At 56.6% G+C, this 26,573-nt stretch carries 22 protein-coding genes; 18 read left to right on the forward strand and 4 right to left on the reverse strand.

Going from position 1 to position 26,573, the window contains the following annotated elements:
• Positions 1–4: 4 nt before the first annotated feature.
• Positions 5–3,163: a ribonuclease E gene (gene rne, locus D777_RS02370; RefSeq protein WP_036128436.1), complete on the reverse strand. Its 3,159-nt coding sequence runs from the start codon at positions 3,161–3,163 to the stop codon at positions 5–7.
• Positions 3,164–3,774: 611 nt separating this feature from the next.
• On the opposite strand from rne, the gene rluC reads away from it, so the two are divergent.
• From rluC to D777_RS02385, 3 genes are read left to right on the forward strand one after another with little or no spacing between them, the layout of a single operon-like run.
• Positions 3,775–4,830 (forward strand): 23S rRNA pseudouridine(955/2504/2580) synthase RluC, encoded by a 1,056-nt coding sequence (gene rluC, locus D777_RS02375; protein ID WP_036128437.1) that lies wholly within the window; start codon positions 3,775–3,777, stop codon positions 4,828–4,830.
• On the forward strand, positions 4,827–5,474 hold the full coding sequence (locus D777_RS02380) for an HAD family hydrolase (RefSeq protein WP_036128438.1): 648 nt from the start codon (positions 4,827–4,829) through the stop codon (positions 5,472–5,474). Before rluC ends, D777_RS02380 begins: the two co-directional genes overlap by 4 nt.
• 38 nt (positions 5,475–5,512) lie before the next feature.
• On the forward strand, positions 5,513–6,553 hold the full coding sequence (locus D777_RS02385; protein ID WP_036128439.1) for a S49 family peptidase: 1,041 nt from the start codon (positions 5,513–5,515) through the stop codon (positions 6,551–6,553).
• On the opposite strand, the gene D777_RS02390 is transcribed toward D777_RS02385, so the two are convergent.
• A complete protein-coding gene (locus D777_RS02390; RefSeq protein ID WP_036128440.1) occupies positions 6,545–7,165 on the reverse strand; it encodes a Maf family protein in 621 nt (206 codons plus the stop codon). The two genes, D777_RS02385 and D777_RS02390, sit on opposite strands and share 9 nt — an antisense overlap.
• A gap of 135 nt (positions 7,166–7,300) precedes the next feature.
• Here D777_RS02390 and D777_RS02395 point away from each other — a divergent pair, with 135 nt between their 5' ends.
• From D777_RS02395 to putP, 13 genes are all read left to right on the forward strand, one after another.
• The gene (locus D777_RS02395) at positions 7,301–7,855 is read left to right on the forward strand and encodes a YceD family protein (protein ID WP_036128441.1); all 555 of its coding nucleotides are present in this window, start codon (positions 7,301–7,303) and stop codon (positions 7,853–7,855) included.
• 86 nt (positions 7,856–7,941) lie between these two features.
• Positions 7,942–8,121 (forward strand): 50S ribosomal protein L32, encoded by a 180-nt coding sequence (gene rpmF / locus D777_RS02400; RefSeq protein WP_036128442.1) that lies wholly within the window; start codon positions 7,942–7,944, stop codon positions 8,119–8,121.
• A 43-nt stretch (positions 8,122–8,164) separates the two neighbouring features.
• Positions 8,165–9,166, forward strand: a complete 1,002-nt coding sequence (gene plsX / locus D777_RS02405; RefSeq protein ID WP_036128443.1) for a phosphate acyltransferase PlsX — start codon at positions 8,165–8,167, stop codon at positions 9,164–9,166.
• A gap of 112 nt (positions 9,167–9,278) precedes the next feature.
• A complete protein-coding gene (fabD, locus tag D777_RS02410) occupies positions 9,279–10,217 on the forward strand; it encodes an ACP S-malonyltransferase (protein WP_036128444.1) in 939 nt (312 codons plus the stop codon).
• A 16-nt stretch (positions 10,218–10,233) separates the two neighbouring features.
• Positions 10,234–10,977: a 3-oxoacyl-ACP reductase FabG gene (fabG, locus tag D777_RS02415; RefSeq protein ID WP_036128445.1), complete on the forward strand. Its 744-nt coding sequence runs from the start codon at positions 10,234–10,236 to the stop codon at positions 10,975–10,977.
• A 135-nt stretch (positions 10,978–11,112) separates the two neighbouring features.
• Positions 11,113–11,346 carry an acyl carrier protein gene (gene acpP / locus D777_RS02420; protein WP_008938713.1) on the forward strand — a complete coding sequence of 78 codons (234 nt, stop codon included), beginning with the start codon at positions 11,113–11,115 and terminating at the stop codon, positions 11,344–11,346.
• Positions 11,347–11,474: 128 nt separating this feature from the next.
• The gene (fabF, locus tag D777_RS02425) at positions 11,475–12,722 is read left to right on the forward strand and encodes a beta-ketoacyl-ACP synthase II (protein WP_036129550.1); all 1,248 of its coding nucleotides are present in this window, start codon (positions 11,475–11,477) and stop codon (positions 12,720–12,722) included.
• Between the two features lie 9 nt (positions 12,723–12,731).
• A complete protein-coding gene (locus D777_RS02430) occupies positions 12,732–13,550 on the forward strand; it encodes an aminotransferase class IV (protein ID WP_036128446.1) in 819 nt (272 codons plus the stop codon).
• A gap of 5 nt (positions 13,551–13,555) precedes the next feature.
• On the forward strand, positions 13,556–14,623 hold the full coding sequence (gene mltG, locus D777_RS02435; protein WP_036128447.1) for an endolytic transglycosylase MltG: 1,068 nt from the start codon (positions 13,556–13,558) through the stop codon (positions 14,621–14,623).
• Positions 14,623–15,255 carry a dTMP kinase gene (gene tmk, locus D777_RS02440; protein ID WP_036128448.1) on the forward strand — a complete coding sequence of 211 codons (633 nt, stop codon included), beginning with the start codon at positions 14,623–14,625 and terminating at the stop codon, positions 15,253–15,255. Before mltG ends, tmk begins: the two co-directional genes overlap by 1 nt.
• Positions 15,256–15,293: 38 nt before the next feature.
• Positions 15,294–16,073, forward strand: a complete 780-nt coding sequence (locus D777_RS02445; RefSeq protein WP_036128449.1) for a helix-turn-helix transcriptional regulator — start codon at positions 15,294–15,296, stop codon at positions 16,071–16,073.
• A gap of 153 nt (positions 16,074–16,226) precedes the next feature.
• Positions 16,227–19,412 (forward strand): bifunctional proline dehydrogenase/L-glutamate gamma-semialdehyde dehydrogenase PutA, encoded by a 3,186-nt coding sequence (gene putA, locus D777_RS02450; protein WP_036128450.1) that lies wholly within the window; start codon positions 16,227–16,229, stop codon positions 19,410–19,412.
• 163 nt (positions 19,413–19,575) lie between these two features.
• Positions 19,576–21,066: a sodium/proline symporter PutP gene (putP, locus tag D777_RS02455; protein ID WP_406564758.1), complete on the forward strand. Its 1,491-nt coding sequence runs from the start codon at positions 19,576–19,578 to the stop codon at positions 21,064–21,066.
• Between the two features lie 164 nt (positions 21,067–21,230).
• Here the strand turns inward: putP and D777_RS02460 are convergent, their stop codons facing one another.
• Positions 21,231–23,825: a bifunctional aconitate hydratase 2/2-methylisocitrate dehydratase gene (locus D777_RS02460; protein WP_036129551.1), complete on the reverse strand. Its 2,595-nt coding sequence runs from the start codon at positions 23,823–23,825 to the stop codon at positions 21,231–21,233.
• Between the two features lie 271 nt (positions 23,826–24,096).
• Here D777_RS02460 and miaE point away from each other — a divergent pair, with 271 nt between their 5' ends.
• The gene (gene miaE, locus D777_RS02465) at positions 24,097–24,702 is read left to right on the forward strand and encodes a tRNA-(ms[2]io[6]A)-hydroxylase (protein WP_036128452.1); all 606 of its coding nucleotides are present in this window, start codon (positions 24,097–24,099) and stop codon (positions 24,700–24,702) included.
• 13 nt (positions 24,703–24,715) lie between these two features.
• Here miaE and D777_RS02470 read toward each other — a convergent pair whose 3' ends face one another.
• The gene (locus tag D777_RS02470; protein WP_036128453.1) at positions 24,716–25,597 is read right to left on the reverse strand and encodes a LysR family transcriptional regulator; all 882 of its coding nucleotides are present in this window, start codon (positions 25,595–25,597) and stop codon (positions 24,716–24,718) included.
• A gap of 160 nt (positions 25,598–25,757) precedes the next feature.
• On the opposite strand from D777_RS02470, the gene D777_RS02475 reads away from it, so the two are divergent.
• Complete coding sequence (locus D777_RS02475) at positions 25,758–26,528, forward strand: ferredoxin--NADP reductase (RefSeq protein WP_036128454.1); 771 nt, start codon at positions 25,758–25,760, stop codon at positions 26,526–26,528.
• Positions 26,529–26,573: the final 45 nt, after the last annotated feature.

Genomic DNA, 26,573 nt, shown 5'->3' on the forward strand with positions numbered 1-26,573 from the left:
TCATTTACTCCCCGGCTTTTTTGGCCTCTTCCGCTGCGCGCTGGCGCCGGCGGACTTCCCTTGGATCATTGTAGGCACGGCCCGGAGTTACCGGGAGTTCGACCTCTGGCTTCCGATCTGCCTCAGACGGCTTGCTTTCTGTCTGAGCAGGCTTCGGTTCAGGCGCTTCCGATTGTTTGGCTTCAGGCTTCTCATCGGCCTTGGCGGCTGGTTTGCTCTTGATTGGAGCCGGCTTTTCATCAGGCTTTGACTCAGCCTTTGGGGCCTCTGGTTTTTCAGCTGGCGCCTTTTCGGCCTGTTTTGTCTCAGCCGTCTTGCTGTCTGACTTGCTTTCCGGGGCCTTGTCGGTAGACGGAGCGGTTTTCTCCGTCGATGCGTCTTCGGTCGCCGGCTTTTCCTGGGCTGAGGCTGTTGCTTCGGCCGATGGCTTGGCTTTCGCTTTGGGTTCTTCCTTAGCTTTGACCTCGCCGCTCTCCGGAGCCTGCTTCGGTGCAGGTTTTTCGGCCGCAGGTGCTTTGTCTTCAGAGGACGCTTCCTTCACTGAGGTCTGCTCTGCCGGAGCAGGCTGTTCTGGAGGCGTTGAGCTCTTCTGTTCGTCAGCGGGCTTCGCTGGCGTTTCTGCTTTGGGCGTAGTCTTGGCCTTGGCGTTTTTGCTAGTCGCGTCTTCAGCGGGTTTGTCATCGGCTTTCGGTTTGGATTCCGGCTTTGCCTTTTGTTCGACATGACCCTTGGGCTCGCCTGCGCTTCTGGTTTCGGGTGCATTCTCTGCCGGCTTGGTACTCACCTTGTTGTCGGAGTCTGCCTCAGATTTCGGAGCGTTTTTCTTTCCGCCCTTTGGCGCACCTTTCTCTGCCTGGGGCTTTGCTTCTTTTGGCTGTTGTGAGCGTGCATCGGTGGACTGCTCGGGCTGAGTATCCTTCTGATGCTTTTCACTGCGAGCCGCTTTGCGATCCGCAGGCGTGGAACTCGGGGTTTCCGTTGGTGAACCATCGCGCCCACGTTGGCGACGTGGCTTGCGACGCTTGTCGTCTCCGCCTTTGTCGTTGCCCTTATCGTTGCTTTGTCCCTTCTGGGTATTGTCCTGATTACCCTTCTGGTCTTTCTTGTCGCGGTTGTCTTTCTGATCGCGCTGTTGTTTGTTGCGACCCTGGCCGCGGCCGCGACCCTGGCCGTCCCGGCGATTATCTCCGCCTTTGGCTTCAGCGCCTTTGTCCTGACCCTGGCGATTTTGTCCGCCACGGTTCTGGTCGTCATTACGGTTACGACCGCGTCCGCGATTATCGTCGCTGCGATTCTGCTGACCGCTCTGACGGCGATCGTTGCCACTGCGCTTGTCGCCGGTATTCTGCTCGTCCCGGGCTACTCGGGATTTACGGCGGTCCTGGCGGCCCTGGGTGCGGCGATCATCGCGGCTATTGCGATTCTTCTGGGGTGCAACGGTCTGTTCTTCCTCGCCATTGAAGAAGCAGGCAATTTTGCGCCCAATCCGGCGGAACAGGCCTTCTTCCTGCTCACTGGATTCTATGTTTTTGGCCTCAGGTTTCGGTGCCGGTGCCGCAGGACGGATAGCTTTGACCGCAGCCTGCTCTCGGGCTGGGCGCTCAGCGGCGGGCGCCTCGAACACTTCCTCTTCCCGAACGTTGTATTCTTCGGCAACCTGGTGGCTGGAAATGTGCTCCGGAGTTGTCTCGTCCTGGCGGATGCGGAGGATCTCGAAGTGCGGGGTCTCCATGTGCGGGACCGGCACGACGACAACGTCCACTTCCTGGCGTCGTTCGATTTCTGCGAGCTGGCGCCGCTTCTCGTTGAGGAGGAAGGTGGCAACGGATACCGGAACAACGGCGCGAACTTCTCCAGTCTTCTCCTTAGAAGACTCTTCGTAGATCAGGCGCATGATGCTGAGAGCAAGAGACTCAATGCCGCGAATGGTGCCTTGCCCTTCACAGCGGGGGCAGACCTCGCTGCGGGTCTCGCCCAGAGACGGGCGCAGACGCTGGCGCGACATCTCCAGGAGGCCGAAACGCGAGATTTTTCCAACCTGAACGCGGGCGCGGTCGATCTCCAAGGCTTCACGCATTTTCTGTTCGACCTCGCGCTGGTGCTTGGCGGGAGTCATGTCGATAAAATCGATCACGATCAGGCCGCCCATATCACGAAGCCTCAGCTGGCGAGCGATTTCCTCGGCCGCTTCCAGGTTTGTCTGGAGGGCCGTTTCTTCAATGTCGTGGCCTTTGGTGGCGCGTGAGGAGTTGATGTCGATGGACACCAGAGCCTCGGTCGGATCGATGACGATTGAACCGCCTGAGGGGAGTTTCACTTCCCGCTGGAAAGCAGTTTCGATCTGCCCTTCGATCTGGTACCGGCTGAACAGAGGGATCTCATCCTTGTACAGTTTGATCTTGTTCTCGAAGGTCGGCATCACGGCGCGAACGAAGTTAAGCACGTCTTCGTAGACATTCTCGGCGTCGATCAGAACCTCGCCGATGTCCTGGCGCAGGTAGTCACGCACCGCGCGGATGATGACGTTGCTTTCCTGGTGGATCAGGAAGGGTGCCTTGCGTTCGCCTGCGGCCTGCGTAATCGCTTCCCAGAACTGCACGAGGTAGTCGAGATCCCATTGCAGCTCTTCTGTGGTGCGACCAATGCCCGCGGTGCGAACGATGATGCCCATGGATTTGGGAACCTGGACGTCGTTCATGGCTTCTTTCAGCTGAGCCCGCTCTTCACCTTCGATGCGACGGGAGATCCCACCTGCGCGAGGGTTGTTGGGCATCAGCACCAGGTAGCGGCCAGCCAGGGAGATGAATGTGGTCAGGGCCGCGCCCTTGTTGCCACGCTCTTCCTTGTCCACCTGCACAATGACTTCCTGGCCTTCGGACACAACATCCTTGATGTTGATTTTGCCCTCGATCTGACCCGGAGATTTCTTGAAATATTCCTTGGAGATCTCTTTCAGGGGCAGGAAGCCGTGGCGCTCTGCACCGAAATCGACAAAGGCAGCCTCAAGGCTGGGCTCAACGCGGGTAATGCGGCCCTTGTAAATGTTGGCTTTTTTCTGCTCGCGGGTGCTTGATTCGATATCGAGATCAAAAAGTCTCTGGCCATCGACCAGTGCTACGCGCAACTCTTCTGGATGAGTTGCATTAATGAGCATTCTTTTCATGGAAGGAAAGGGTTCCTGTCGTTTGGTTTTGACAGAAAGCCGCGGGGGTTCGCATCAGCGAAGCAGGATGTGCGCGTTTGGGCCCGTATTACAGCAAAAGCGCGGGCCCACAGTCAGACGGATCAGGCCCGGTTGGGGCGTGATTGTTCTGGTTGTAAACCATTGCCGACAGTCCGGCTGCCATTTGGCAGGGGGAGGTCGTATTTTGTCTGTCTTTGTTGACGCATGTTATCCGTATTTCAGGTTCACACATGTGCCTGGGTCTCACGTCGTATTCTTAAGCTGGACGGCCCGGCCTTGCGTGACAATGAATCTTCGCGATGTCGCCCGACGGTTTTCCGTACGGTTTCTTGCTCTCCCGGTGCCGGTTCATTTGCCGTCATCGGCCAAATCCGGAGTGCCGGGAGCTCTTCTGTTCTCTAGCGCCGCTCCCTTGCATAGCGAATGGGTGCACGGCGTTCAAACTCTTCAATAGTGTCGGTATACTTCTGCCGCTCCGGCTTCTGATCAGAGTTTTGGATCAGGCCGTAGACAAACGGCAGAGCACGCCGGAATATATCAGTATTCCCAGGCCTGTTCAATGCTGCATTCAGATCGCAATAAGGAATTCCATGTCTCGCAAGCCTGCTGTCGGCAGAAAGCGCTCCGGGCATCGTCCCGCCAAGGCCGTGTCCCCCGGTTCAAAGCCGGGAAAGACGCCAAACGGTGAGATCCGTCAAAGTGTTCAGTGGGTTGATGTCGACGAGGAAAATGATGGCCAGCGTGTCGATAACTTTCTGATGTCCCGGCTGCGCGGCGTGCCGAAGAGTATCGTCTACCGGATCATTCGAAAGGGCGAAGTCCGGGTAAACAAGGGGCGGGTGAAGCCGGATACCCGGTTGAAGTCGGGCGATCAGGTTCGCATACCACCGGTCACCCAGAAGGAAAAAGCCACACAGCCCAAGCCTGGAGACAGGGTTCAGGGTGTGGTGGAAGCGGCTGTCGTTTTCGAGAACGAGCAGATGCTGGTGGTTAATAAGCCCTCAGGTATCGCCGTTCACGGTGGAAGCGGTCTCAGTTTCGGTTTGATCGAAGTGCTGCGCTCTGCGCGCCCGGAGGCGAGATTTCTTGAGTTGGTGCATCGTCTGGACCGGGATACGTCCGGGTTAGTGATGATTGCCAAGAAGCGTTCGGCGTTGCGTTTTCTTCAGGATGAGCTGAGACACAAGCGCATACGTAAGTACTATCACGCGCTCGTTGCGGGTGTGTGGCCGGAAAAGTTGAGCCGGGTTGAGGAGCCACTGCTGCGCTACGAAATGCCTAACGGTGAACGTAGGGTAAAGATCAGTTCAGAGGGCAAGCCGTCGCTTACGATGTATCGCCGCCTGTCCGTATTTGAGGGGTACAGTCTGGTTGAGGCGTCTCCGGTCACCGGCCGAACGCATCAGATTCGGGTTCATTGTGCCTCCTCCGGCTATCCCATTGCTGGCGACGACAAGTATATGGATGACGCTAGCCAGAAAGCCTTTCGCGCAGTGGGTGGGCAGCGTCTGATGCTGCATGCGAGGGCGCTTGAATTTCGTTTGCCGGGTAGCGAGGAGGCGATGCGTCTCGAGGCGCCCTACGATGAGGCATTTGCTGCCGTGCTGAGCACTCTCACGACAAGGTCAACAGGAAGTAATCAATGAACGTCAAAGTTGTCATATTCGATTGGGATGGAACGTTGGTGGATTCCGTCGACCATATTGCCGACAGCCTTCATCAGGCCGCTACCGATCTCGGGTACCCGGCGCGCGAGCGCGAAGCCTATCGGGACATCATCGGTCTTGGGATGGTTGAAGCTCTTGAGAAGCTTTATCCAGGGTTGAGTCGAGAGGAGATGGACGCAATCCGTGAAGGTTACGCCGGTTATTTCTTTAAAAAGGTTACCACACCTCAGAATGTATTTGCCGGCATGGCGGAGGTTGTGGCAGATATCCGGCGGAATGGCTGGGGCTGTTCGGTTGCGACGGGCAAGAGTCGTCGAGGGCTTGACAGGGCGTTGGGCACAAGCGGGCTCGGACCGCATTTTGATATCACCCGATGTGCCGATGAGACCCGCTCGAAACCGGACCCGGCCATGTTGGGTGAAATTGTTCGGTTTTATGGCATTGAGCCAGAAGAAGCGGTGATGATTGGTGATACCCGTTACGATCTGGATATGGCGCGGCGCATTGGAATGCCGTCCATCGGTGTTGAATGGGGGGTGCATAAGCGCGACGTGCTCGGTGACTATGCACCGCGAGCGATTGTGGATACGGTCCCGGAACTGCGTCGCGTTCTGGGGTTATGATCACCGGTCTAATTGAATGTTGAGGGAGGATGCCAGGAATGAGTGATTGGGAGTCGGACAAGGCCGCCGGGTGGGGTGACAAGCCTTCAGAGCCGGAGGCGACTGAAAAGCGCGGGTCCGGATCTCCGTCGCTTCCGCCCGAAAATGGGCGTGACTGGAAACTGATCGAAAAACTGGTGATGTCCCTGCAGTCAGAGCAGCGAAAGCATCGTCGGTGGGGCATTTTTTTCAAACTGCTCACGTTCGGATACCTGTTTGCTCTTTTGTTTCTCATCAAGTTTCCTCTGACAGACTCGATTGATGGTGTGGCCGGGAGCAAGCATACGGCCATGGTGGAAGTGGAGGGGCCGATTGCCGCAGACGAATCGGCCAATGCGGACGATGTTGTGGGTGCGTTGCGGGCCGCATTTGAGGAAAAGAATGCGGTGGCGGTCGTCATGCGTATCAATAGCCCTGGCGGAAGTCCGGTGCAGTCGGGCTATATCTACGACGAGATCCGGCGCCTGCGTGCGGAATATCCGGACAAGAAGCTTTACGCGGTGATCTCGGATATTGGAGCGTCAGGTGCATACTACATTGCCTCTGCGGCCGATGAGATATACGCGAATCGGGCGAGTCTGGTCGGTTCGATCGGAGTGGTCGCCGGAGGCTTCGGGTTCACCGGCATTATGGATAAGTTGGGTGTTGAGCGCAGGCTGTACACGGCCGGCGAAAACAAGGCATTTCTGGATCCGTTTTCGCCTGAGCAATCAGAAGAGGTTGCGTTTTGGCAGGGCGTGCTAGAGAACACGCACAAACAGTTTATTGAGGCGGTAAAGCAGGGGCGTGGTGATCGCCTCGGAGATGACGAGCGTTTGTTTAGCGGGTTGGTCTGGAGCGGTGAGCAGGCTCTCGAGTTGGGCTTGATTGACGGGCTAGGCAGCTCCTCCTGGGTGGCTCGGGAGGTTGTCGGCGAGGAAGAGTTTGTGGACTATACTCGCCGCCAGTCTCGTTTCAAGGATATCGTGGATCAGTTGGGCGTGGCTGTGGGCGAGGGTGTTGTCTCGCAGTTGATGGAGTCCCGGCTGGAATTACGCTGATCGGGTTTGAGGTGGCTCAGGGGGCAGGAGCGGGTTTCTGTCCCAGGCCCTGAGCATGTCGATTAGAGCGATCAGCGGCAATCCGATGAGACTGTTGGGGTCTCTCCCTTCCAGCTTGTCGAACAGAGCAATGCCCAGCCCTTCCATCCGGAAGCTGCCAGCGCAGTCGTAGGGTTGTTCCTTGCGGAGGTACGTCTCGATTTCCTCCGGCAGCAGGTCACGAAAATGGACTGAGAAGGGCTCGCAAAGTCGCTGAATGTCGCCAGTTTCGCTGTTGAGCAAGGTCAGACCAGTCAGGAACTGGACATGCTGTCCGCTGCTCCTGGCCAATTGATGGGTGGCGGCGTCGTGGTTTTCCGGTTTGTTCAGCAGGGTGCCGTCCGGCAGACAGGCAACCTGGTCGGAACCGATGATCCAGTGGTTTCGATGTGTTGTGGCAAGGGCCCGGGCTTTCTGCTCGGCCAGGCGCAGCGCGAGTGCTTCGGCGCTTTCTCCGGGGGTAGGTGTCTCATCAATGTCGGGGTTTGCACACTCGAACGGAAGTTCCAGACGGGACAGCAATTCCCGGCGGTAGGGGGAAGAAGAGGCCAGTAAGATTGGCAGTGCCTTCATATGCGATATCCGTGAATGGATCGGTAAACTGTCGTGGTTGTTATCGTAAAATACACTTATTCCACGGGGAAGCACGTCTTAAAACCGCAGGAAGTCTTTGACAGTCGAGGGTTCCGCCCCTAAAATTGCGCGCCTATGTCAAAAGCGTCACTCGCCGAGCTGCCCAAATCTGTCGATCCTTATCGATTGGCGGAACAGAACAGTACGCTGGAGGGAATCATTCCCCTCGGCGCGCTGAGTCGTTTTCAGGACGCGGTTCTGGGGTTTGATGAAGAGGCTGCGTGTAGCGTCAAGTTGTCCTTTTATATGGATGCAGAGCGCCGACGCATCGTCTCGGGAGAGCTGGAAGCTCCGGTCAGCCTGGAGTGCCAACGTTGCATGGGAGCCATGCCGGTGGCACTGACATCCCGGTTTAGCCTGGGGTTGGTTACCAGCGATGAGCAGGCGCAACAACTGCCGCGAGACCTTGAGCCGTTCCTGACCGATGATTTCAGTGCGGATCTCTGGTCAATGGTAGAAGACGAATTGTTGCTGGTGCTGCCACCGTTCCCGCTGCACGACAGAAATGAGTGCCCGGCTGCGGAAGATCTGGAAGCGTTCGAGTCTGATGGCTTGGAGGTGGAACCGGAAGCGCCGAAAAAAGAGAATCCGTTCAGCGTGCTGGCGGAACTCAAAAAGACGAAGCATTAATCTGGGCGCGGTGTCCTGTCGGAAGCCAGCGCGATTTTACGAACAAACGTTATTCAAGTTTACGTTAACAGGTCAGGAGCATAATCATGGCTGTACAGCAAAACCGTAAGACTCGTTCCAAGCGTGGTATGCGCCGTTCTCACGACGCGCTGAGCGCTACTACCCTGTCCACCGACGCGACCACTGGTGAAGTTCATCGTCGTCACCACGTGTCTCCGGACGGCTTCTACCGTGGTAAGCAGGTAATCGAAGCGCGCGACGAGTAATCTCGTTGCAGCCAGGCACCGCCAAGAGTCGGATGGACGAACGGTGAAACCGGTCACCATCGCGATTGATGCCATGAGCGGCGACCGCGGCCCTGCGGTTGTGGTCACGGCTGCACTTGAAGCGGTGCGCGAAAACGAAGCCTTGAGTCTTGTTCTGGTGGGTATCCGGAGCGAGCTTGAGGCTTTGTTCCGTGAGGGGCATGCACGAATCCGTGTGGTCGAAGCGGCGGATGTGGTGCGTATGAATGAGCGCCCGTCCCACGCCCTCAGGCATAAAAAGAATTCCTCCATGGCTGTGGCTCTTGGGCTGGTTCGTGACGGCGAAGCGCAGGGCTGTGTCAGCGCAGGCAATACCGGAGCCTTGATGGCCTTCGGGCGGTCGATCATTCGTATGTATCCTGGGATCGAACGGCCTGCCATTTCAAAGTTGATTCCTTCCCTTCGTGGTCGTTGTCACGTTCTGGACCTGGGTGCCAACGTCGATTCAACTGCCGAGAATCTCTACCAGTACGCCCTGATGGGCTCTTTGATGGCATCGGCTATCTCCAGCCAGCCAGAGCCCAGAGTGGCCCTTCTGAACGTTGGTGAAGAAGAGATCAAGGGGAATGAGCAGGTTCGGCTGGCCTCTCACATGTTGGCCCAGTGCGATACCATCAACTACATTGGTTACGTCGAGGGCAGTGATCTGTTCCGTGATGTGGCCGATGTGGTGGTGTGTGATGGTTTCGTGGGTAATATCGCCCTGAAAACCGGGGAGGGTGTTGCCGGGCTCCTGATCGAATTAATGGAGCAGGCTTTTACGAAAAACCTCTACGGGCGCTTGGTCGGGCTTCTGGCTCGCCCCATTGTCGGGCGTCTTCTGCAATTAATGGATCCCTCCCGCCACAACGGAGCCAGTCTTCTGGGCTTGCAGGGCGTGGTAATCAAGAGCCATGGCAACGCTAACGAGCGGGCTATGCTGGCAGCCATTCGTCAGGCCGTGAAAGAGGTCGAGCTTGAGGTGCCGCGACGCATCAACGAGCGCCTCGATGATTTGATGCTTTGACCTCCTGAGACTAAAGTCTGTTCCGTTTTTGTCCCTTAAAGCCGGATAATCGGCCAAACTTGTACTATTGGCTAATCTCCCGCAACCGTTCAATGACGATAAGATTCCGCCTATGAAATCAGCGTTTATTTTCCCCGGTCAGGGTTCACAGTCTGTTGGCATGCTTTCAGCCGCTGCCGAAGCGTGGCCCATCATCAACAAAACCTTTGCCGAAGCCTCGAATGTCCTTGGCTACGACCTGTGGCACGTATGCCAGAAAGGGCCGGCAGAGGAACTCAATCAAACCATGGTGACCCAGCCAGCGTTGCTGACGGCCAGTGTTGCTCTCTGGCGCCAGTGGTTCGTGGCGGGTGGTCAGGCCCCGGATTTCGTGGCTGGCCATAGCCTGGGCGAATACAGTGCCCTGGTGGCTGCCGAAAGTCTCGATTTTGTTGAGGCGGTCAAGCTGGTTCGCCTTCGTGGTGAGCTGATGCAGGAAGCGGTGCCGGCAGGCGAAGGCAAGATGGCTGCGATTCTCGGGCTTGAGGATGCGGATGTCGTTGCTGCCTGCGAAAGCGCGTCAGAGGGCGACGTGGTATCCGCGGTCAACTTCAATGCGCCGGGGCAGGTGGTCATTGCGGGATCTTCGGCAGCCGTTGATCGCGCAATCGAAGCCTGCAAAGAAAAGGGTGCCCGCAAGGCCATGCCGTTGCCAGTCAGCGTGCCTTCGCATTGCGCCTTGATGAAGGATGCGGCCGCGGAGCTTGCCAAGGCGCTGGATGACGTGCGGTTTAACGATGCTGTCATTCCCGTTATACAAAATGTTCACGCGGCTGCCGAGACGGATTCCGGTACACTCAAGGCCAATTTGCTGAAGCAGCTGTATTCGCCTGTGCTCTGGACCGATTCTGTAAAAACTCTGGCGGGCAACGGCGTAGAGCAGGCCGTAGAGTGTGGCACGGGCAAAGTCCTTGCCGGCCTGATTAAACGCATTGACCGGAGCCTGACCGTATATGGTTTCGAGGATCCGGATTCTCTGGCCAAAGCGCTGAGCGCGTTCGGCGAGTCATAACGAAAGGGAGTCATTCATGTCTCTGGAAGGAAAAATCGCACTGGTTACCGGCGCGACTCGCGGTATCGGCAAAGCAATCGCTCGTGGGTTGGCTGAGCAGGGGGCGGAAGTCATTGGCACTGCGACCAGTCCCGAGGGTGCTGAGTCCATCAGCGGTGATCTGGAATCCGCTGGGCTCAAGGGGTATGGCATCGTGATGAACGTCGCTGACCCCGAGAGCATCGAGGCCGGACTGAAAGCCATTGCCGAAAAGTCCGGAGCGCCACAGATCCTGGTAAACAACGCTGGTATTACCCGCGATAATCTGCTGATGCGCCTGAAAGATGATGACTGGACGTCGGTGCTTGAGACCAACCTCTCGAGTGTTTATCGCACCAGCAAGGCCGTGCTGCGCGGCATGGCCAAGGCAAAGTGGGGGCGTATTATCAATATCAGTTCCGTGGTTGCCGGCATGGGTAACCCGGGGCAGGGCAATTACTGCGCGGCGAAGGCGGGTGTGGAAGGCTTTACCCGCAGTCTAGCGAAGGAAATGTCAAACCGTGGTATCACGGCAAACTGCGTGGCTCCGGGCTTTATTGACACGGATATGACAAAAAAACTGGACGACAAGCAGCGTGAGGCTATGCTGGAAATCATACCTGCAGGTCGTCTGGGGGAGCCGGAAGAAGTGGCCGCTGTGGTTGCCTTTCTGGCCTCCGATGCAGCCGGTTACGTGACAGGCGAAACCATCAACGTAAACGGCGGAATGTACATGGGATAAGCGTTTCGGGGAGTGCGGTTTCGCAACTCCTTGTCGCACAACATGTTTAACCGAATCCCTGCTTGTTTGCAGGTGGGGTTTAATCTAAACTGGCAGCACTTGAGTTGCTTGGTTGACACACAAAGTGAGGACATTATGAGTACAGTTGAAGAGCGCGTTAAGAAGATCGTTTGTGAACAGTTGGGCGTTAAAGAGTCCGAGGTTCAGAACACATCTTCTTTTGTAGAGGATCTTGGCGCTGACTCACTGGACACCGTTGAGCTGGTCATGGCACTGGAAGAGGAATTCGAAACCGAAATTCCTGATGAAGAGGCCGAAAAGCTGGGCACCGTTCAGGACGCAATCGACTACATCGTCGCGCACACCTGATACTCTGCGTTTCAAGAAGCCAGGCAAAGCCGTCCTTGTTGTAAAATGAAGGACGGCTTTTTTATTGCCTGAAAATCGGGTTGAATCGGCGACTGCAATTTCACGGAAAAGATCGGGTGAAAGAGGTTATGAGTAAACGACGGGTTGTCATCACTGGTATGGGCATGTTGTCCCCACTGGGTAATGATGTGAAAACGTCATGGGAGGGTGTTCAGGCAGGTCGGAGCGGCATCGGTATGATTGATCGCTTCGATGCGACCGACTACAACACCCGTATTGGCGGTGCCATCAAGGATCTTGATCTGTCCACGTGGCTCTCACCCAAGGAAGCCCGAAAGCTCGACGCATTCATTCACTATGGATTGATCGCCGCGCAGCAGGCGGTCGATGACAGCGGTCTTGCTGAAGACGAGGCGCTGGATAAGGAGAGGGTCGGAGTCGCCATAGGCTCGGGGATCGGTGGTCTCGAGTACATCGAGAAAAGCGTGCTGACAATGGACAAGTCCGGGCCCCGAAAGGTGTCGCCGTTTTTTGTGCCAGCGTCTGTGATCAATATGATTTCCGGTAACGCAGCTATCCGTTTTGGCTTCAAGGGGCCAAACATTGCGATCGTTACTGCCTGCACCACCGGCACCCACAACATTGGTTACGCTGCCCGCACGATTGCCTACGGTGATGCCGATGTGATGCTGGCTGGCGGTTCCGAAATGGCAACGACGAGAACCGGTATCGCCGCGTTTTCTGCGGCGAGGGCCCTGTCCACCCGCAATGACGAGCCGGAGAAGGCCAGTCGCCCATGGGACAAGGACCGGGATGGCTTTGTTCTCAGTGACGGCGCCGGCGTCATGGTGCTCGAAGAGTTGGAACATGCCAAAGCCCGTGGCGCCACCATTTACGGCGAAGTCATCGGCTTCGGAATGAGTGATGACGCCCATCACATCACTGCGCCGCCGGAGAGTGGCGAAGGGGCTGCCCGTTCCATGGTTAACGCCATTCGGGACGCAGGCATTGATCCGTCTGAAGTGGGTTACATCAACGCTCACGGTACATCAACCCAAGTAGGGGATGTCGCCGAAGTGGGTGCCGTCAGGAGTGTGTTTGGTGCTCACGCAGACAAGCTTGCCATGAGCAGTACCAAGTCCATGACCGGGCATCTGCTTGGGGCAGCTGGGGCAGTGGAAGGCATTTTCTCTGTATTGGCGCTTCGTGATGGGATCCTTCCGCCGACCATAAATCTTGAAAATGTCGATGAAGGTTGTGACCTGGATTTTGTGCCCAATCAGGCCCGGAAGAGCGACGTTCGCATAGCACTTTCCAACTCGTTCGGCTTTGGCGGCACCAACGGAACGCTGATTTTCCGCCGCTACGACGATTGATTTCGAGGCATGATTAACCGTATCTGGGCTGATGAGGCGAGTCTGCCTGCCAATGACCGGGGGGCAGCCTACGGTGACGGCCTGTTTGAAACCATACGGATGGCGGGACGTAAAGGCGTACTCTTATCCCGCCACATTGAGCGCATGGTGAGCGATGCTCATCGGCTCGGCATTTCGGTCTCGCGCCATGAGCTGGACGCTGCTGTTGCGCAGGCTATTGAGCGTTGGAGCTCAGATGCGGGCGATCAGGGCTGGGTGCTCAAGCTGACGCTGACGCGAGGCGCTGGCGGGCGGGGTTACCGTCCGAGTGCCGGAATGGCGCCAAACCTTCTGATAAGCTCTGCGGGCCTGCCGCCGGAGCCTCCGGCGGGCGGTGTTGATGCGGATTTTTCGAGGGTGCCTCTGACGGTGAATCCTCTGCTGTCTGGCATTAAGTCTCTGAACCGTCTGGAACAGGTTATGGCTGCCCGGGAGCTGCATGAGCCGCTGTTCGAGCTGATTATGTCGAATCCGGAAGGGCATCTCGTCGAAGGCACCCGCACCAACCTTCTGATCAAGTCTCGTGATGGTTGGCTGACTCCTCCGGTTCGTGACCTGGCGGTTGCCGGCATCATGCGTCAATGGACGCTGGAGCGCCTGAGAGAGCTCGGTAACGTGGTTCAGGAGCGCTCTGTCGAAGTGGGCGATGTTCTGTCTGAGGCCTGTGAGGGGCTGTTCCTGCTTAATAGCGTGCTGGGTGTGGTGCCCGTCTGCAACCTGGCAGGTCACGATTTGCCTGTCGACCCCGGACTTGCGACAATCTGCCATCCTCTGGAATTACTGGAATAATTCGTTTGTTCAAGAAGTTAATTGTTGCCTCGCTTTGCGTTCTCATCTTGGTACTTGCCGGTAGTGGTCTCTGGGTATGGCAGGGATTGCAGACCCTTGAGCGCCCCGTCACCCTTGATGAGCCACTGCTGTTTAATGTGCCTGGTGGCTCTGCTTTCAGCCAGATTGCCCGCAAACTGGAGAATGAGGGACTGGTTCAGGACAGCCTGTGGTTGCGCATTTATGGCAGGCTTTATCCTGAGCAGGCGCGAATCAAAGCCGGCGAGTACGAGTTCTCCAGTGGTATGAGTCCTCTGTCCATGGTCGAGGCTATGGTGGCGGGCGATACCAAGCACTGGTCCGTGCAGTTCATTGAGGGATGGACCTTCACGGACATGCGGGCAGCGCTGGCCAGATCTGAGCGCCTGGCGCAGAAAACCGTGGATTGGACGGACGCCGAAATCATGAAGGCGATCGGCGCCGAGGGCGAACACCCTGAAGGGCGTTTTTTCCCTGATACGTATCTCTATGTCAGCAGTGACTCGGACCTTGATCTGATGCGCCGTGCCTATAAGAAAATGGCGGAAGTGCTGGCAGAGGAGTGGGAAGCTCGAGAGGAGGGGCTTCCATATAAGACACCCTATGAGGCGCTGATCATGTCATCCATTGTTGAGCGCGAGACGGGGGCTCCCCATGAGCGTGATCAGGTGGCAGGCGTTTTTGTTCGCCGGCTTGAGAAAGGCATGCGTTTGCAGACTGACCCCACGGTGATCTACGGCATGGGCGACAAATACAAGGGTAGAATCAGCAGCCGGGATCTGCGAACTCATACGCCCTACAACACTTATCGCATCAACGGGCTTCCTCCCACTCCTATTGCACTACCGGGCCGTGAAGCTATCCACGCGGCCCTGAATCCGGACGATGGTGACGCGCTCTACTTTGTTGCTCGGGGGGATGGTACTCACAAGTTTTCCCGAACCCTTCGGGAGCATCAGAAAGCGGTGCGTGAGTTTCAGCTGAACCGGAGGGACGATTATCGCTCATCTCCGTCAACGCCCTCAGAAACCGACCAGGATGAGGGGGGCTCGTGATGTCACTTCGTGGACAATTTATAACCTTTGAGGGTACCGAGGGAGTGGGTAAATCCACACAGATTCGCACTGCCGCAGAGACCCTTGAGTCGCTTGGTGTGGACTTTGTGGTGACCCGGGAACCGGGTGGCACCCCAATGGCTGAAGCGATCCGTGAGCTGTTGTTGGCGCCGAGAGATGAGCCAGTGAATGATCTCACGGAGCTGTTGCTGATGTTCGCCGCCAGGGCCCAGCACCTCTACACCTATATATTGCCGGCTCTGGAAAGAGGGCAGTGGGTGTTGTGTGATCGTTTCACCGACGCCACTTTTGCCTATCAGGGCGGCGGTCGAGGCGTTCCCCGGGAGCGGATTGAACTGCTCGAAAGCTTTGTTCAGGGCGAGATCCGGCCTGACCACATCATTTTGCTGGATGCACCAGTCGAAATCGGAATGAGCAGGGCGCGACAACGGGGAGAGCTTGATCGTTTCGAGCAGGAGGCCATCTCCTTTTTTCAGAGAATTCGGGATACCTACCTCGAGCGGGCGGATGGCGATAGCCGATACAGCATTGTCGATGCATCGGCATCCCTTGGGCAGGTCAGCGCTCGTGTAAAGAACCTGATGTGCAAGTTCCACGCAGATCTGCTTTAATTGAGTTACGTTCTCAGTTAAAGGCTTGATTTCCGGTTATGTTGGATGCCCGGTTACTTAAATTGCCCATCGCATCGCATCAGCATCGGCATGAACACCACCAGATTGTGGTGGGTGTTCAAGGCGAAGCAGACCTGAGCGTCGACGGAACCGGCTCCCATCTTGATACCTGGCGCGCTTGCCTGGTACCGACTGAGGCGCGTCACGATTATTGTGGTGATAACCAGAATCATGTGCTGGTGATTAACCTCGATCCCTACATTCCGGCAATCAATACCCCGGCTCACGCCGACTACGAACGTCTTTCCCCTCTTTTCGAGAAGCCGCGCACGCTGGACATGGATAACAAGCTTCAGGGCCTGGTCCAGTTCGCTGCTGGCGAATTTGACCGGGCGCCCGAGAACGAAGGGCTCAAGCGGCATCTTGCGGCCAGTATTCTGCACTGCATGGCAGAGCGATTGAATGACCGTCGCAGAACACATGGCAACCGGAACGCGTTGAGTCCGGATACCATACGCCGATACGTGATGGAGAATCTGCACAGGAAAATCAGTGTTCGTGACCTGGCCGGCGTTGCCTGCCTGAGTGTGAGTCGCTTTCACGAACTGTTCAGGGACGTTACCGGTCTCACTCCCCACCAGTTCCTGCTGCAGGCACGTCTCGAGCAGGCTGCCCAGTTGCTGACTTCCACATCGTTGTCCGTCTCGGAAGTCAGTTTTCGAACCGGTTTTTCCTCTCAGGGTGCGTTGACCAATGCCCTGAAAAAGCACAAGGGCACTACCCCAACAAAACTACGATTTGGTGAAAAAGTAGCCTGATTTGCGAATTTTTAGGCCTTTCAGGACAAATTTGCAAAAGAATCGTAGGAATTTGTAAGTCTTGGGTCCGTACTACTACTAAGTTAGCGTTAACTGGTTATGGCCAGGAGGCGGTGCTGCACCGAAGGTCCAAAATTCACAAGGGGCGTCCCGATGTTTCAAGCAAGCAGGGTTCTCGAACCTGCTTTCCAGGAGCAGCCAAGGTCGTTTTTCTGGCAGGGCATCACTGCGAACCATGCCGTGGACGAAGCTTTGTACCTGAAGGAACTGATTCCCCTTGCCGAGAGTGACGCAGCGGAACACCTTGCCGTCACAGAAATGGCAACAGACCTGATCCAGTCCGCCCGGGCGCGGGACGACGCCATTCACATGATCGATGCCCTGCTGCAGGAGTACAGCCTTGATACTCAGGAGGGCATCCTTCTGATGTGTCTGGCCGAGGCACTCATGCGAATTCCTGACCGGGAAACTGCAGACGCTCTTATCCAGGATAAGCTCTCGATTGCCGACTGGAACAAACACGTTGGTCGCAGTGAGTCCGCATTGGTTAACGCGTCAACTTGGGGGTTGCTGCTAACTGGCCGTGTGGTCCGTTTGGACAAGGATCTTGATGGCTCTCCCGGAGCGATATGGAAACGCTTGATAAAAAGCAGTGGCGAGACGGTCATTCGCAAGGCGATGTACCGAACCATGGCGATCATGGGGCAGCAGTTCGTGCTGGGGCAAGATATTGACGAGGCGCTCGCCAATGCTCGCGACTATTTCCAAAAAGGCTATACCTACTCCTTTGACATGCTTGGCGAGTCTGCAATCACCGCGGATGTCGCTGAACGCTATCTGCGCGAGTATCGCAGAGCCATTGATGCGGTAAGCAGATGCGACTCGGTATTGGCGCTTAGGGCTTTGCCATCGGTTTCCGTGAAGCTGTCTGCATTGCACCCCCGATTTGAAACGTCGCAGGAGCAACGGGTAATGACAGAACTCTACCGGAGTCTGTCCGATCTGGTGCTGTATGCGCGCGAACGGAATGTGGGTATCACACTCGACGCGGAGGAAATGGACCGGCTGGAATTGTCGCTGCGGCTCTTCGAAAACGTGTTCCAGTCAGATGTTGCGAGGGGGTGGGGACAGTTCGGGCTGGTGGTTCAGGCGTACTCGAAGCGTGCACTGCCAGTGCTTTGTTGGCTGAACCGGTTGGCGAAAGATCAGGGAGACCGGATTCCTGTAAGGTTGGTAAAAGGCGCCTATTGGGATACGGAAATCAAAATCTGCCAGCAACGAGGGTTAGAGGCGTACCCGGTGTTTACCCGCAAGGAGGCAACAGACACGTCCTACCTTGCGTGTTTGCGCTTTCTGTTGAGTGGCTATACCTGTGGATCCCTGTACCCCCAGGTCGCCAGCCACAATGCTCTCACAGTGGCTTCTGCCATGGTTATGGCGGAGCGGCAGGGCCGGGAGCTTGAGTTCCAGCGCCTCCATGGTATGGGCGTCGCACTCTACAACAGTGTTCTCGAGGCGGGAGATGTCCCTGTTCGCATATATGCCCCGGTCGGGGCACACAAGGACCTATTGCCCTATCTGGTTCGTCGTTTGCTGGAAAATGGCGCGAACTCATCGTTCGTTCATCGCTTGGTTGATGCCCGGACGCCGATTGAGGCACTGGTTCAGAACCCGGTGCAGGGGCTGTTCAGCTACGACTCATTGGTGAACGATCGCCTCGCAGCCCCTGCCGATATCTATGGGCCACAGAGGCGAAATGCCAGCGGGGTTAATTTGAATGCCTCGGTGGGACGGGAGCAATTGCTTGAAGAGCTACGGCATTGGCAGAACCATAGCTGGTCTGCGGCGCCGTTGGTGAATGGAGAATCCTGTTCCTCTGATGAGGTCTTGCCTGTTTACTCACCCTCCGAATCATTGCGGGTTGTTGGGCATATATCAGGTGCAAATGCCAAGCATGCGCAAGAAGCCCTGAAAGTGGCCTCCTCCGGGGTTTGGGCCTGGACAAGGCTGCCAGTGAGTGAGCGTTCCGGCTGTCTTGAGCGCTTTGCCAGGCTTATGGAACAAAATCTACCGGAGTTGGTGGCCCTGTGTTGCTACGAAACCGGGAAAACCATTCCGGAAGGCGTGGACGAAGTGCGCAGCGCCGTGGATCACTGCCGTTACTACGCGGTTCAAGCCCGCGCTTTGTTTGGTGATCCCATTGCAATGCCCGGCATCACGGGTGAAAACAACGAACTCTATCTGGAAGCACGGGGCGTTTTCCTCTGTATCAGCCCTTGGCATTGTCCGCTGGCCGTGTTTAGCGGTCAGGTTGCAGCGGCGCTTGTGGCGGGAAACAGTGTACTGGCGAAGCCCGCGAAACAGGCAACACTGATTGCATACCGTGCGGTGCAACTGATGCTGGAAGCCGGCATTCCGGCAAATGTCGTTCAACTGTTACCCGGTGATGGCTCTAAACTTGCCAGCGTCCTGATCCCGGACCCCAGGATCGCGGGCATAGCCTTCACCGGCTCTAATCATGTGGCCCGTGAGATAAACCGGACGTTGGCCGGGCGTCCTGGGCCTATCGTGCCTTTCATGGCCGCAACCGGCGGGAAAAACGCGATGATCGTTGACAGCAGTGCCGTGCCGGAACAGGTGGTCAAGGATGTTGTCCGATCTGCGTTCACGGGTGCCGGGCAAGGGTGTTCTGCGCTGAAGGTGCTATACCTTCAAGAGGATATTGGCGATCAAGTCGAGGAATTGTTGTCCGGGGCAATTGCGCAGCTAAGCGTCGGAGATCCGGAATGCCTGTCGACGGACGTTGGTCCGATGATTGATGGGCAGGCAAAGGAAAATTTTCAATCCAGTTTCGGTGGCCTGGAGGGTTGGGGCCGCCTCATTGCCAGGGGCAATACGCCGGTCGCCGGCAAACAGGGCAATTTTGTCGCTCCGGTTGTCTATGCTATCGACAGCATTCTGGAAATCAACGGCGAGGTTTCAGGGCCTGTCCTCCACGTTATCAGGTATCCCGCAGAGGGGTTGCAGGAGGTTGTCGATGAGATTAATCAGACCGGCTTCGGCCTGACTCTGGGCATTCATTCCAGGAGCGAATCCATGGCCGCCTGGATCGAGCAGCGGGTGAGGGCGGGTAACTGTTATATCAATCGGGACCAGATTGGTGCGGTTGCCGGCGCCCAGCCTTTTGGAGGTCTGGGACTGTCTGGCACCGGGCCGAAGGCGGGTGGTCCGCATTACTTGCTGCGCTTTTGTGTCGAGCGCACCCGAACAGTCAATACCGCGGCGGCCGGGGGAAATGCCTCGCTGCTGTCGCTGGGCATTGAGAGAATTAAGGAATGAAAACGATAACAGTGACAGGAGCGTCACAGAAAGTAGAGAAGGCTGCTGGCAAGCCTTCCATGCAGGGTTGTCCCTCTCATCCTGTGCTCAGGGTGCAGAAGGAGAGCCGTACCAAAGCCAATAACAACCAACCCAGATAGCGCACGGGGAGAAAACCAATATGATAGGAAACAGTGTAGGAATCAGTATTACGTTCCTTGCGTACATACTGCTGATGCTTGCAGTCGGCTATGTTGCCTGGAAGCGTACTTCGAATCTTTCTGATTACATTCTGGGCGGCAGGAGTCTCGGCCCTCTGCCATCGGCGATCAGTGCCGGCGCTTCCGATATGAGTGGCTGGCTGTTGCTGGGTTTGCCGGGCTACGCCTATGCGGCCGGTTATGAGGCAATCTGGATTGCTGTCGGTCTTCTGGCCGGTACCTGGCTGAACTGGCTGTTCGTGGCAAGTCGTCTGCGGACATACTCGGCAGCCGCTGGTGATTCTCTGACTCTGCCAGCATTCTTCGAGAACCGTTTTCACGATACCAGTCGCATCCTGCGGGTCGTGAGTGCGTTCTTCATTCTGCTGTTCTTCCTCTTCTATACCAGTTCTGGCCTCGTTGCAGGTGGCAAGTTGTTCGAAACGGTCTTCGGTCTCGATTACCAGGTTGCGGTTATCGTTGGCACCGTTGCGGTGGTTTCCTACACCTTCTTCGGTGGTTTCCTTGCGGTCACCTGGACCGATGTTATTCAGGGGCTGTTGATGTTCGCTGCGTTGCTGCTGGTGCCGATCATGGCGATCAATGCTGACGGTGGCTGGGCTGCAGTGACCAGTTCGATGGAAGCCAAGAACCCTGAGTTCCTTGATGCTTTCACCGGAACTGACGGCGCGGCTCTGGGCGTGCTCTCCATTCTGTCACTGCTTGGCTGGGGTCTGGGTTACTTCGGGCAGCCCCACATCCTTGCCCGCTTCAAGGCAATTCGCAGTGAGGACGACGTTCCTAACGCACGCCGTATTGCAGTAACCTGGAGTGGCCTCGGTCTGTTGGGCGCCCTGCTGTGTGGTTTCGCTGCGATTGGCTATTTTGAAACCCCGCTGGATGATGGTGAGCGTTCCTTCATGCTGCTGGTCGATGCGCTGTTCCATCCAGTCATTGCCGGTATCCTTCTGGCAGCCATTCTGGCCGCGATCATGAGTACTGCGGATTCCCAGCTGCTGGTGTCTTCTTCTGCACTCGCGGAAGATTTCTACAAGGCGCTGTTCCGTAAGGAAGCTTCTCAGGAGGAACTGGTATGGGTCGGTCGCTTTGCCGTTGTCGGCATAGCGGTGATTGCCTGTATTCTCGGTTTGAATCCGGACAGTAAGGTGCTGGAGTTGGTCTCCTATGCCTGGGCAGGCTTTGGTGCAGCGTTTGGTCCGGCATTGATCCTGTCTCTGTTCTGGCGCGGTATGACCCGTAACGGCGCGATTGCCGGTATCGTGGTCGGCGGTGCGACCGTGGTGATCTGGGGCAATATGTCCGGCGGTATTCTCGACCTGTACGAGATCATCCCGGGCTTCATCTTCGCTACAATCGCCATTGTGGCTGTATCCAAGTTTGGCGATGAGCCCCACGCGAAGATCCTTGAAGGCTTCGATAAGGCCATCAAGGCTCGGTACCACAACCTGCCGTAATGGCGGGCCAGTCCGTCAGGCCTGAGTCTGACGGCGCATAAAAAAAGCTCCCTTCGGGGAGCTTTTTTTATGCCCGATTCGCGGCTGACTAAGATTCCTTCAGGCACAAAAAAACGCCAGCCCGGAGGCTGGCGTTTCCTGAAGATCACCCTTCAGGCGGAAGCTTACTCGACGGCAGCTTCAGCAGCTTTGGAGGTGTAGTCTTCCATCTGGTCGAAGTTGAGATACTTGTAGATCTCTTTCGACATGCTGTTCAGGTCCTTGGCGTACTCCATGTACTCCGCAGGTGAGGGCAGCTTGCCCAGTACAGCACCAACAGCCGCAAGTTCCGCAGAGGTCAGGTACACGTTTGCGCCATCACCCAGACGGTTCGGGAAGTTACGGGTAGAAGTGGACAGAACGGTAGACTTCGGAGCTACACGTGCCTGGTTACCCATGCACAGGGAGCAGCCCGGCATCTCGGTGCGAACACCGGCGGTGCCATAGGTGTTGAAGTATCCTTCTTCCATCAGCTGGGCCTGGTCCATCTTGGTCGGCGGAGACATCCACAGGCGGGTGCTCAGCGGGCCTTTGTGCTGCTCAAGAAGCTTACCAGCGGCACGGAAGTGACCGATGTTGGTCATGCAGGAACCGATGAACACTTCGTCCACCTTGTCGCCGGCAACTTCGGACAGGAACTTGGCATCGTCCGGATCGTTCGGGCAGCAAACGATCGGCTCTTTGATGTCAGCCAGGTCGATTTCGATGACGTGAGCGTATTCAGCGTCCTTGTCGGCACGCATCAGGCTCGGGTTCGCCAGCCAGTCTTCCATGGCCTTGGCGCGACGCTCCAGGGTACGTGGATCGCCGTAACCTTCAGCAATCATCCAGCGCAGCATGGTGATGTTGGAACGCAGGTACTCAGCAACGGAGTCTTCAGACAGGTTGATGGTACAGCCGGCAGCAGAACGCTCAGCAGACGCGTCAGACAGCTCGAATGCCTGCTCAACGGTCAGGTGTTCCAGGCCTTCGATTTCAAGGATACGACCAGAGAACTCGTTGATCTTGCCTTTCTTCTCAACGGTCAGCATGCCTTGCTTGATGCCATACAGCGGGATGGCATGTACCAGGTCGCGCAGGGTAATGCCTGGCTGCATTTCGCCTTTGAAGCGAACCAGAACAGATTCCGGCATATCCAGAGGCATAACGCCGGTAGCCGCTGCGAAAGCAACCAGACCGGAACCGGCCGGGAAGGAGATGCCCATCGGGAAACGGGTGTGGGAGTCACCACCGGTACCCACGGTGTCCGGCAGCAGCATGCGGTTCAGCCAGGAGTGGATGATGCCGTCACCCGGACGCAGGGCAACACCGCCACGGGTCTGGATGAAGTCCGGCATGGTGTGCTGCATTTCAACGTCAACTGGCTTCGGATAAGCAGCGGTGTGACAGAAAGACTGCATAACCAGGTCAGACTGGAAGCCGAGGCAGGCCAGGTCTTTCAGTTCGTCACGGGTCATCGGACCAGTGGTGTCCTGGGAGCCAACGGTGGTCATCTTCGGCTCGCAGTAGGTGCCAGGACGAACGCCTTTGCCTTCTTCCAGACCGCAGGCCTTACCAACCATCTTCTGTGCCAGGGAGAAGCCTTTGGTGCCAGCTTCCGGATCAACCGGCAGACGGAAGGTGTCGGTAGCGCCCAGACCCAGAACTTCGCGGGCCTTGTTGGTCAGTCCGCGGCCAATGATCAGCGGGATACGACCGCCGGCCTGAACTTCGTCCAGGATGACGTCGGACTTGAACTTGAACTCGGAGATCACGTCGCCGGCTTCGTTCAGGATCTTGCCTTCGTACGGACGGATTTCGATCACGTCGCCCATATTCATGTCGTCAACCGGCGCTTCGAATACCAGCGCGCCAGCGTCTTCCATGGTGTTGAAGAAGATCGGGGCAACCTTGTTACCGATGCACACGCCGCCGGCGCGCTTGTTCGGTACGCCAGGCATGTCTTCACCGAAGTACCACAGCACGGAGTTGGTGCCGGACTTACGGGAAGAGCCGGTACCTACAACGTCACCAACGAAGGCAACGGGCAGGCCCTTGGACTGGATTTCTTCGATCTGCTTGATCGGACCGGTGACACCAGGCTCTTCCGGAGTCAGGCCGTCACGCTCCATTTTGTACATGGCGCGGGCGTGCAGCGGGATGTCAGGACGGGACCAGGCATCGGGAGCGGGAGACAGGTCATCGGTGTTGGTTTCACCAGTCACCTTGAACACGACCATTTTCATGCTCTCGGGAACGGCTTTCTTGCCAGTAAACCACTCGGCGTTGGCCCAGGACTCCATGATGCTCTTGGCGACGGCATTGCCAGCGTCCATCTTTTCCTTCACGTCGTTGAAGGCATCAAACATCAGCAGGGTTTTCTTCAGCTGCTCGCCGGCCAGTTCTGCCAGGTCAGCGTCGTCCAGCAGCTCGACCAGAGTGGCGATGTTGTAGCCACCCTGCATCATGCCCAGAAGCTGGACGGCCTTGCTCTTGTCGAGCAGGGGGGAGGAGGCTTCGCCTTTCACGATGGCGGTCAGGAAAGCGGCCTTTACGTAGGCAGCTTCATCCACGCCAGGCGGAATACGGTTTTCCAGGAGGTAAACGAGCGTTTCCTCTTCGCCGGCCGGCGGGTTTTTCAGCAGCTCAACCAGGGCTGCAGTTTGCTCGGCGTTCAGCGGCTTGGGAGGAATACCCAGGGCTTCACGTTCTTTCACGTGCTCACGATAGGCTTCTAACACGATATGGACCCTCATCAGTTGGAATGTTCCGCGCCGATGGCGTCATGCCTGGCGGGTGTTTTATGGCGAAAAGGCCACGGGAGCCTCTGAATAACGCCTCAAATCGCCGCCGGGGGATAACAGGTTTTATTCAGAGACTCCCTGATCTGGCGCTGCATTCTATAGGAAACCCCTTATAAAGTTAAGTTGGACAGAGGTCTGAGAGTTCTGTTATGGCTCCCGCCGAGTGCGATATACTCCGGCGCTCCAATGAATCACGCCAAATGCCGACATGAAAGAAGCCCTGCAGAACATTCACGATTTTTTGCCCTGCCGCACGCCCAAGCTATGGATTGATAATGCCCTGGCTAACCCCGACCTGATGCTTATTGATCATGCCCACTGCGAGAAGAAGGCAGCATCCACTGCGCTCAGTCTGATGTACCGGTACGTGGACAACGCCGATCTGCTGAACAAGATGTCGCGGTTGGCCCGCGAGGAGTTGCGCCATTTTGAACAGGTGCTGGCCATTATGAAAAAGCGGGGGGTGGAGTATGGACATCTGAGCCCGGCCCGGTACGCAGCCGGGTTGCGGGAGGAAGTGCGCAAGGAAGATCCCGGTCGGTTGGTGGATGTCCTGATCGTGGGCGCAATAATTGAAGCTCGTTCCTGCGAGCGGTTTGCGGCCCTGGCTCCTTATCTGGATGAAAAACTCGCCGATTTCTATAACGGGTTGTTGAAGTCCGAAGCCCGGCATTATCAGGACTACCTGAGCCTGGCCGAGCAGGCAAATGGCGGGCCTGTGAGCGAGCGAGTCGGGCGATTCCTGGCGATTGAGAAACGGCTCATTGAGGAACCGGATACAGAGTTCCGGTTCCACAGCGGTCCGGTCCAATAGCGCCGTTTGGGTTCTACAGTTCCCGACACAGGGCCATCCAGGCATCGATGCCCGCGCTGCGGTATTTCTGCTTGTGCAGGATAAAGTAGAACTGGCGGTCGAAGCGGCGATGGTCCGGAACTGTGAGCGGCACCAGGCTACCACGCTTGAACGCGTCCGCCAGTACAACCTCCGATAGGCAACCGATGCCCAGGTTGGCTTCAACGGCGCGCTTGATCGCTTCCGTGTGCTCCAGCTCCAACAGGACATTGAGATCCGGAAGCAGTCCGTGCATGCCACGCTCAAAACTTTGCCGGGTACCTGAGCCCTGTTCCCGCATGATCCAGGTGGCATCTCTCAGATCATCATCGGTGAGGTCTTTCTTCTGGGCATAGGGATGATCCGGGGAGCAGAACACCACCAACTCGTCGCCCCGCCAGGGCAGTACTTCCAACTCGGAAGATTGAAGCTCCCCTTCAATCAGGCCGATATCCAGCTCAAAATCCCGTACCCGCCGGGCGATGGTGCTGGTGTTGGCGACTTCCAGCGAAACCCTGGGATGGGTAGGGGTATTCATGTATTGGGCCATTACGCCAACGGCCAGATAGTTTCCAATAGTAAGGGTTGCGCCGACTTTCAGGGCGCCTACCTCGGAGTGTTTGCTGAAGGCCTGCTCCAGTTCGTTGGCCTGTGCCAGAACGGCCTCGACTTTGGGCCGATACAGCCGCCCAAGTTCATTCAGTTGCAGCCGTTTTCCGACGCGATCGAAGAGCTGGATGTCGAACTGGTTTTCCAACTCCTTCAATGCACTGCTGGCAGCTGACTGTGACATGGCGAGGGATTCCGCGGCGCGGGTGATGTTCTGGAAATGGGCGGCGGCGAGGAAAACTTCCAGCTGACGGAAACTGTATTTCATGGCAAATTGCTCTAAATCGATTTTGTCGAATAAGGTTATGAGTATAACCCATTTTCCCGATAGGTTGGTGCGGGAGTAGAATAAGTGCATTCCAAATTTGAACTGTAGCCGCTTTAAAGAGATAAGGCGCGCTCTGAATGGGTACGAGGTCCACAGCGAAATGAGCAATCTGATTAAAGAAACCGTCACCAGCGTTCATCACTGGAACGATACCCTGTTCAGTTTTAAGACCAGTCGCGATCCGGGCTTCCGTTTCAAGAACGGGCATTTTGTGATGATCGGTCTCGAAACCGAGGGCAAGCCGCTAATGCGTGCTTACAGTATTGCCAGCGCGAACTACGAGGAAGAATTGGAGTTCTTCTCTATCAAGGTCCAGGATGGCCCGCTTACCTCGCGCCTTCAGAAGATCCAGCCAGGCGATGAGATTCTCGTGAGCCGGAAACCGACTGGAACTTTGGTGCTGGACAACCTGTTACCCGGGAAGAACCTCTGGCTCATCAGTACTGGCACTGGTTTGGCGCCATTTATGAGTATCATCAAAGATCCGGAAGTCTACGAGGCGTTTGACAAGGTCATCCTTACTCACGGCGTTCGCTACGTATCAGAGTTGGCTTACCAGAAAGATATCGAAGGTTTGCCGGAAAATGAGTTCTTCGGTGAGATGGTGGAGGGGAAGCTTCTGTACTACCCCACGGTGACTCGTGAAGAGTTCCGTAATCAGGGGCGCCTGACGGATGCCATGGAAACCGGCAAGATCACCCGTGATCTGGGGCTCCCGGAGTTCGACCTGGAGAATGATCGATTCATGATCTGTGGTAGCCCAAGTATGCTCAAGGATACCTGTGCGATTCTCGATAACATGGGTTTCAAAGAAGCGCGGGGTGGTGATATGGGTCACTACGTGATTGAGCGGGCCTTTGTGGAGCAGTAAGGCAGAGGGCGAGTCGTATTGAAAAGCCCCGGCAATTCATTTGCC

Source organism: Marinobacter nitratireducens (genome assembly GCF_000708045.1).
Taxonomy (GTDB): domain Bacteria; phylum Pseudomonadota; class Gammaproteobacteria; order Pseudomonadales; family Oleiphilaceae; genus Marinobacter; species Marinobacter nitratireducens.

Bases quoted from the DNA above. Each gene is read 5' to 3' on its own strand.
- fabD (WP_036128444.1), top strand. From the start codon at position 9,279: ATGAAATCAGCGTTTATTTTCCCCGGTCAGGGTTCACAGTCTGTTGGC.
- miaE (WP_036128452.1), top strand. From the start codon at position 24,097: ATGAAAGAAGCCCTGCAGAACATTCACGATTTTTTGCCCTGCCGCACG.
- D777_RS02470 (WP_036128453.1), bottom strand. From the start codon at position 25,597: ATGAAATACAGTTTCCGTCAGCTGGAAGTTTTCCTCGCCGCCGCCCAT.
- fabF (WP_036129550.1), top strand. From the start codon at position 11,475: ATGAGTAAACGACGGGTTGTCATCACTGGTATGGGCATGTTGTCCCCA.
- D777_RS02395 (WP_036128441.1), top strand. From the start codon at position 7,301: ATGTCAAAAGCGTCACTCGCCGAGCTGCCCAAATCTGTCGATCCTTAT.
- tmk (WP_036128448.1), top strand. From the start codon at position 14,623: ATGTCACTTCGTGGACAATTTATAACCTTTGAGGGTACCGAGGGAGTG.
- putA (WP_036128450.1), top strand. From the start codon at position 16,227: ATGTTTCAAGCAAGCAGGGTTCTCGAACCTGCTTTCCAGGAGCAGCCA.
- D777_RS02385 (WP_036128439.1), top strand. From the start codon at position 5,513: ATGAGTGATTGGGAGTCGGACAAGGCCGCCGGGTGGGGTGACAAGCCT.
- D777_RS02475 (WP_036128454.1), top strand. From the start codon at position 25,758: ATGAGCAATCTGATTAAAGAAACCGTCACCAGCGTTCATCACTGGAAC.
- D777_RS02390 (WP_036128440.1), bottom strand. From the start codon at position 7,165: ATGAAGGCACTGCCAATCTTACTGGCCTCTTCTTCCCCCTACCGCCGG.
- rne (WP_036128436.1), bottom strand. From the start codon at position 3,163: ATGAAAAGAATGCTCATTAATGCAACTCATCCAGAAGAGTTGCGCGTA.
- D777_RS02380 (WP_036128438.1), top strand. From the start codon at position 4,827: ATGAACGTCAAAGTTGTCATATTCGATTGGGATGGAACGTTGGTGGAT.
- rluC (WP_036128437.1), top strand. From the start codon at position 3,775: ATGTCTCGCAAGCCTGCTGTCGGCAGAAAGCGCTCCGGGCATCGTCCC.
- D777_RS02445 (WP_036128449.1), top strand. From the start codon at position 15,294: ATGTTGGATGCCCGGTTACTTAAATTGCCCATCGCATCGCATCAGCAT.
- rpmF (WP_036128442.1), top strand. From the start codon at position 7,942: ATGGCTGTACAGCAAAACCGTAAGACTCGTTCCAAGCGTGGTATGCGC.
- acpP (WP_008938713.1), top strand. From the start codon at position 11,113: ATGAGTACAGTTGAAGAGCGCGTTAAGAAGATCGTTTGTGAACAGTTG.
- fabG (WP_036128445.1), top strand. From the start codon at position 10,234: ATGTCTCTGGAAGGAAAAATCGCACTGGTTACCGGCGCGACTCGCGGT.
- D777_RS02430 (WP_036128446.1), top strand. From the start codon at position 12,732: ATGATTAACCGTATCTGGGCTGATGAGGCGAGTCTGCCTGCCAATGAC.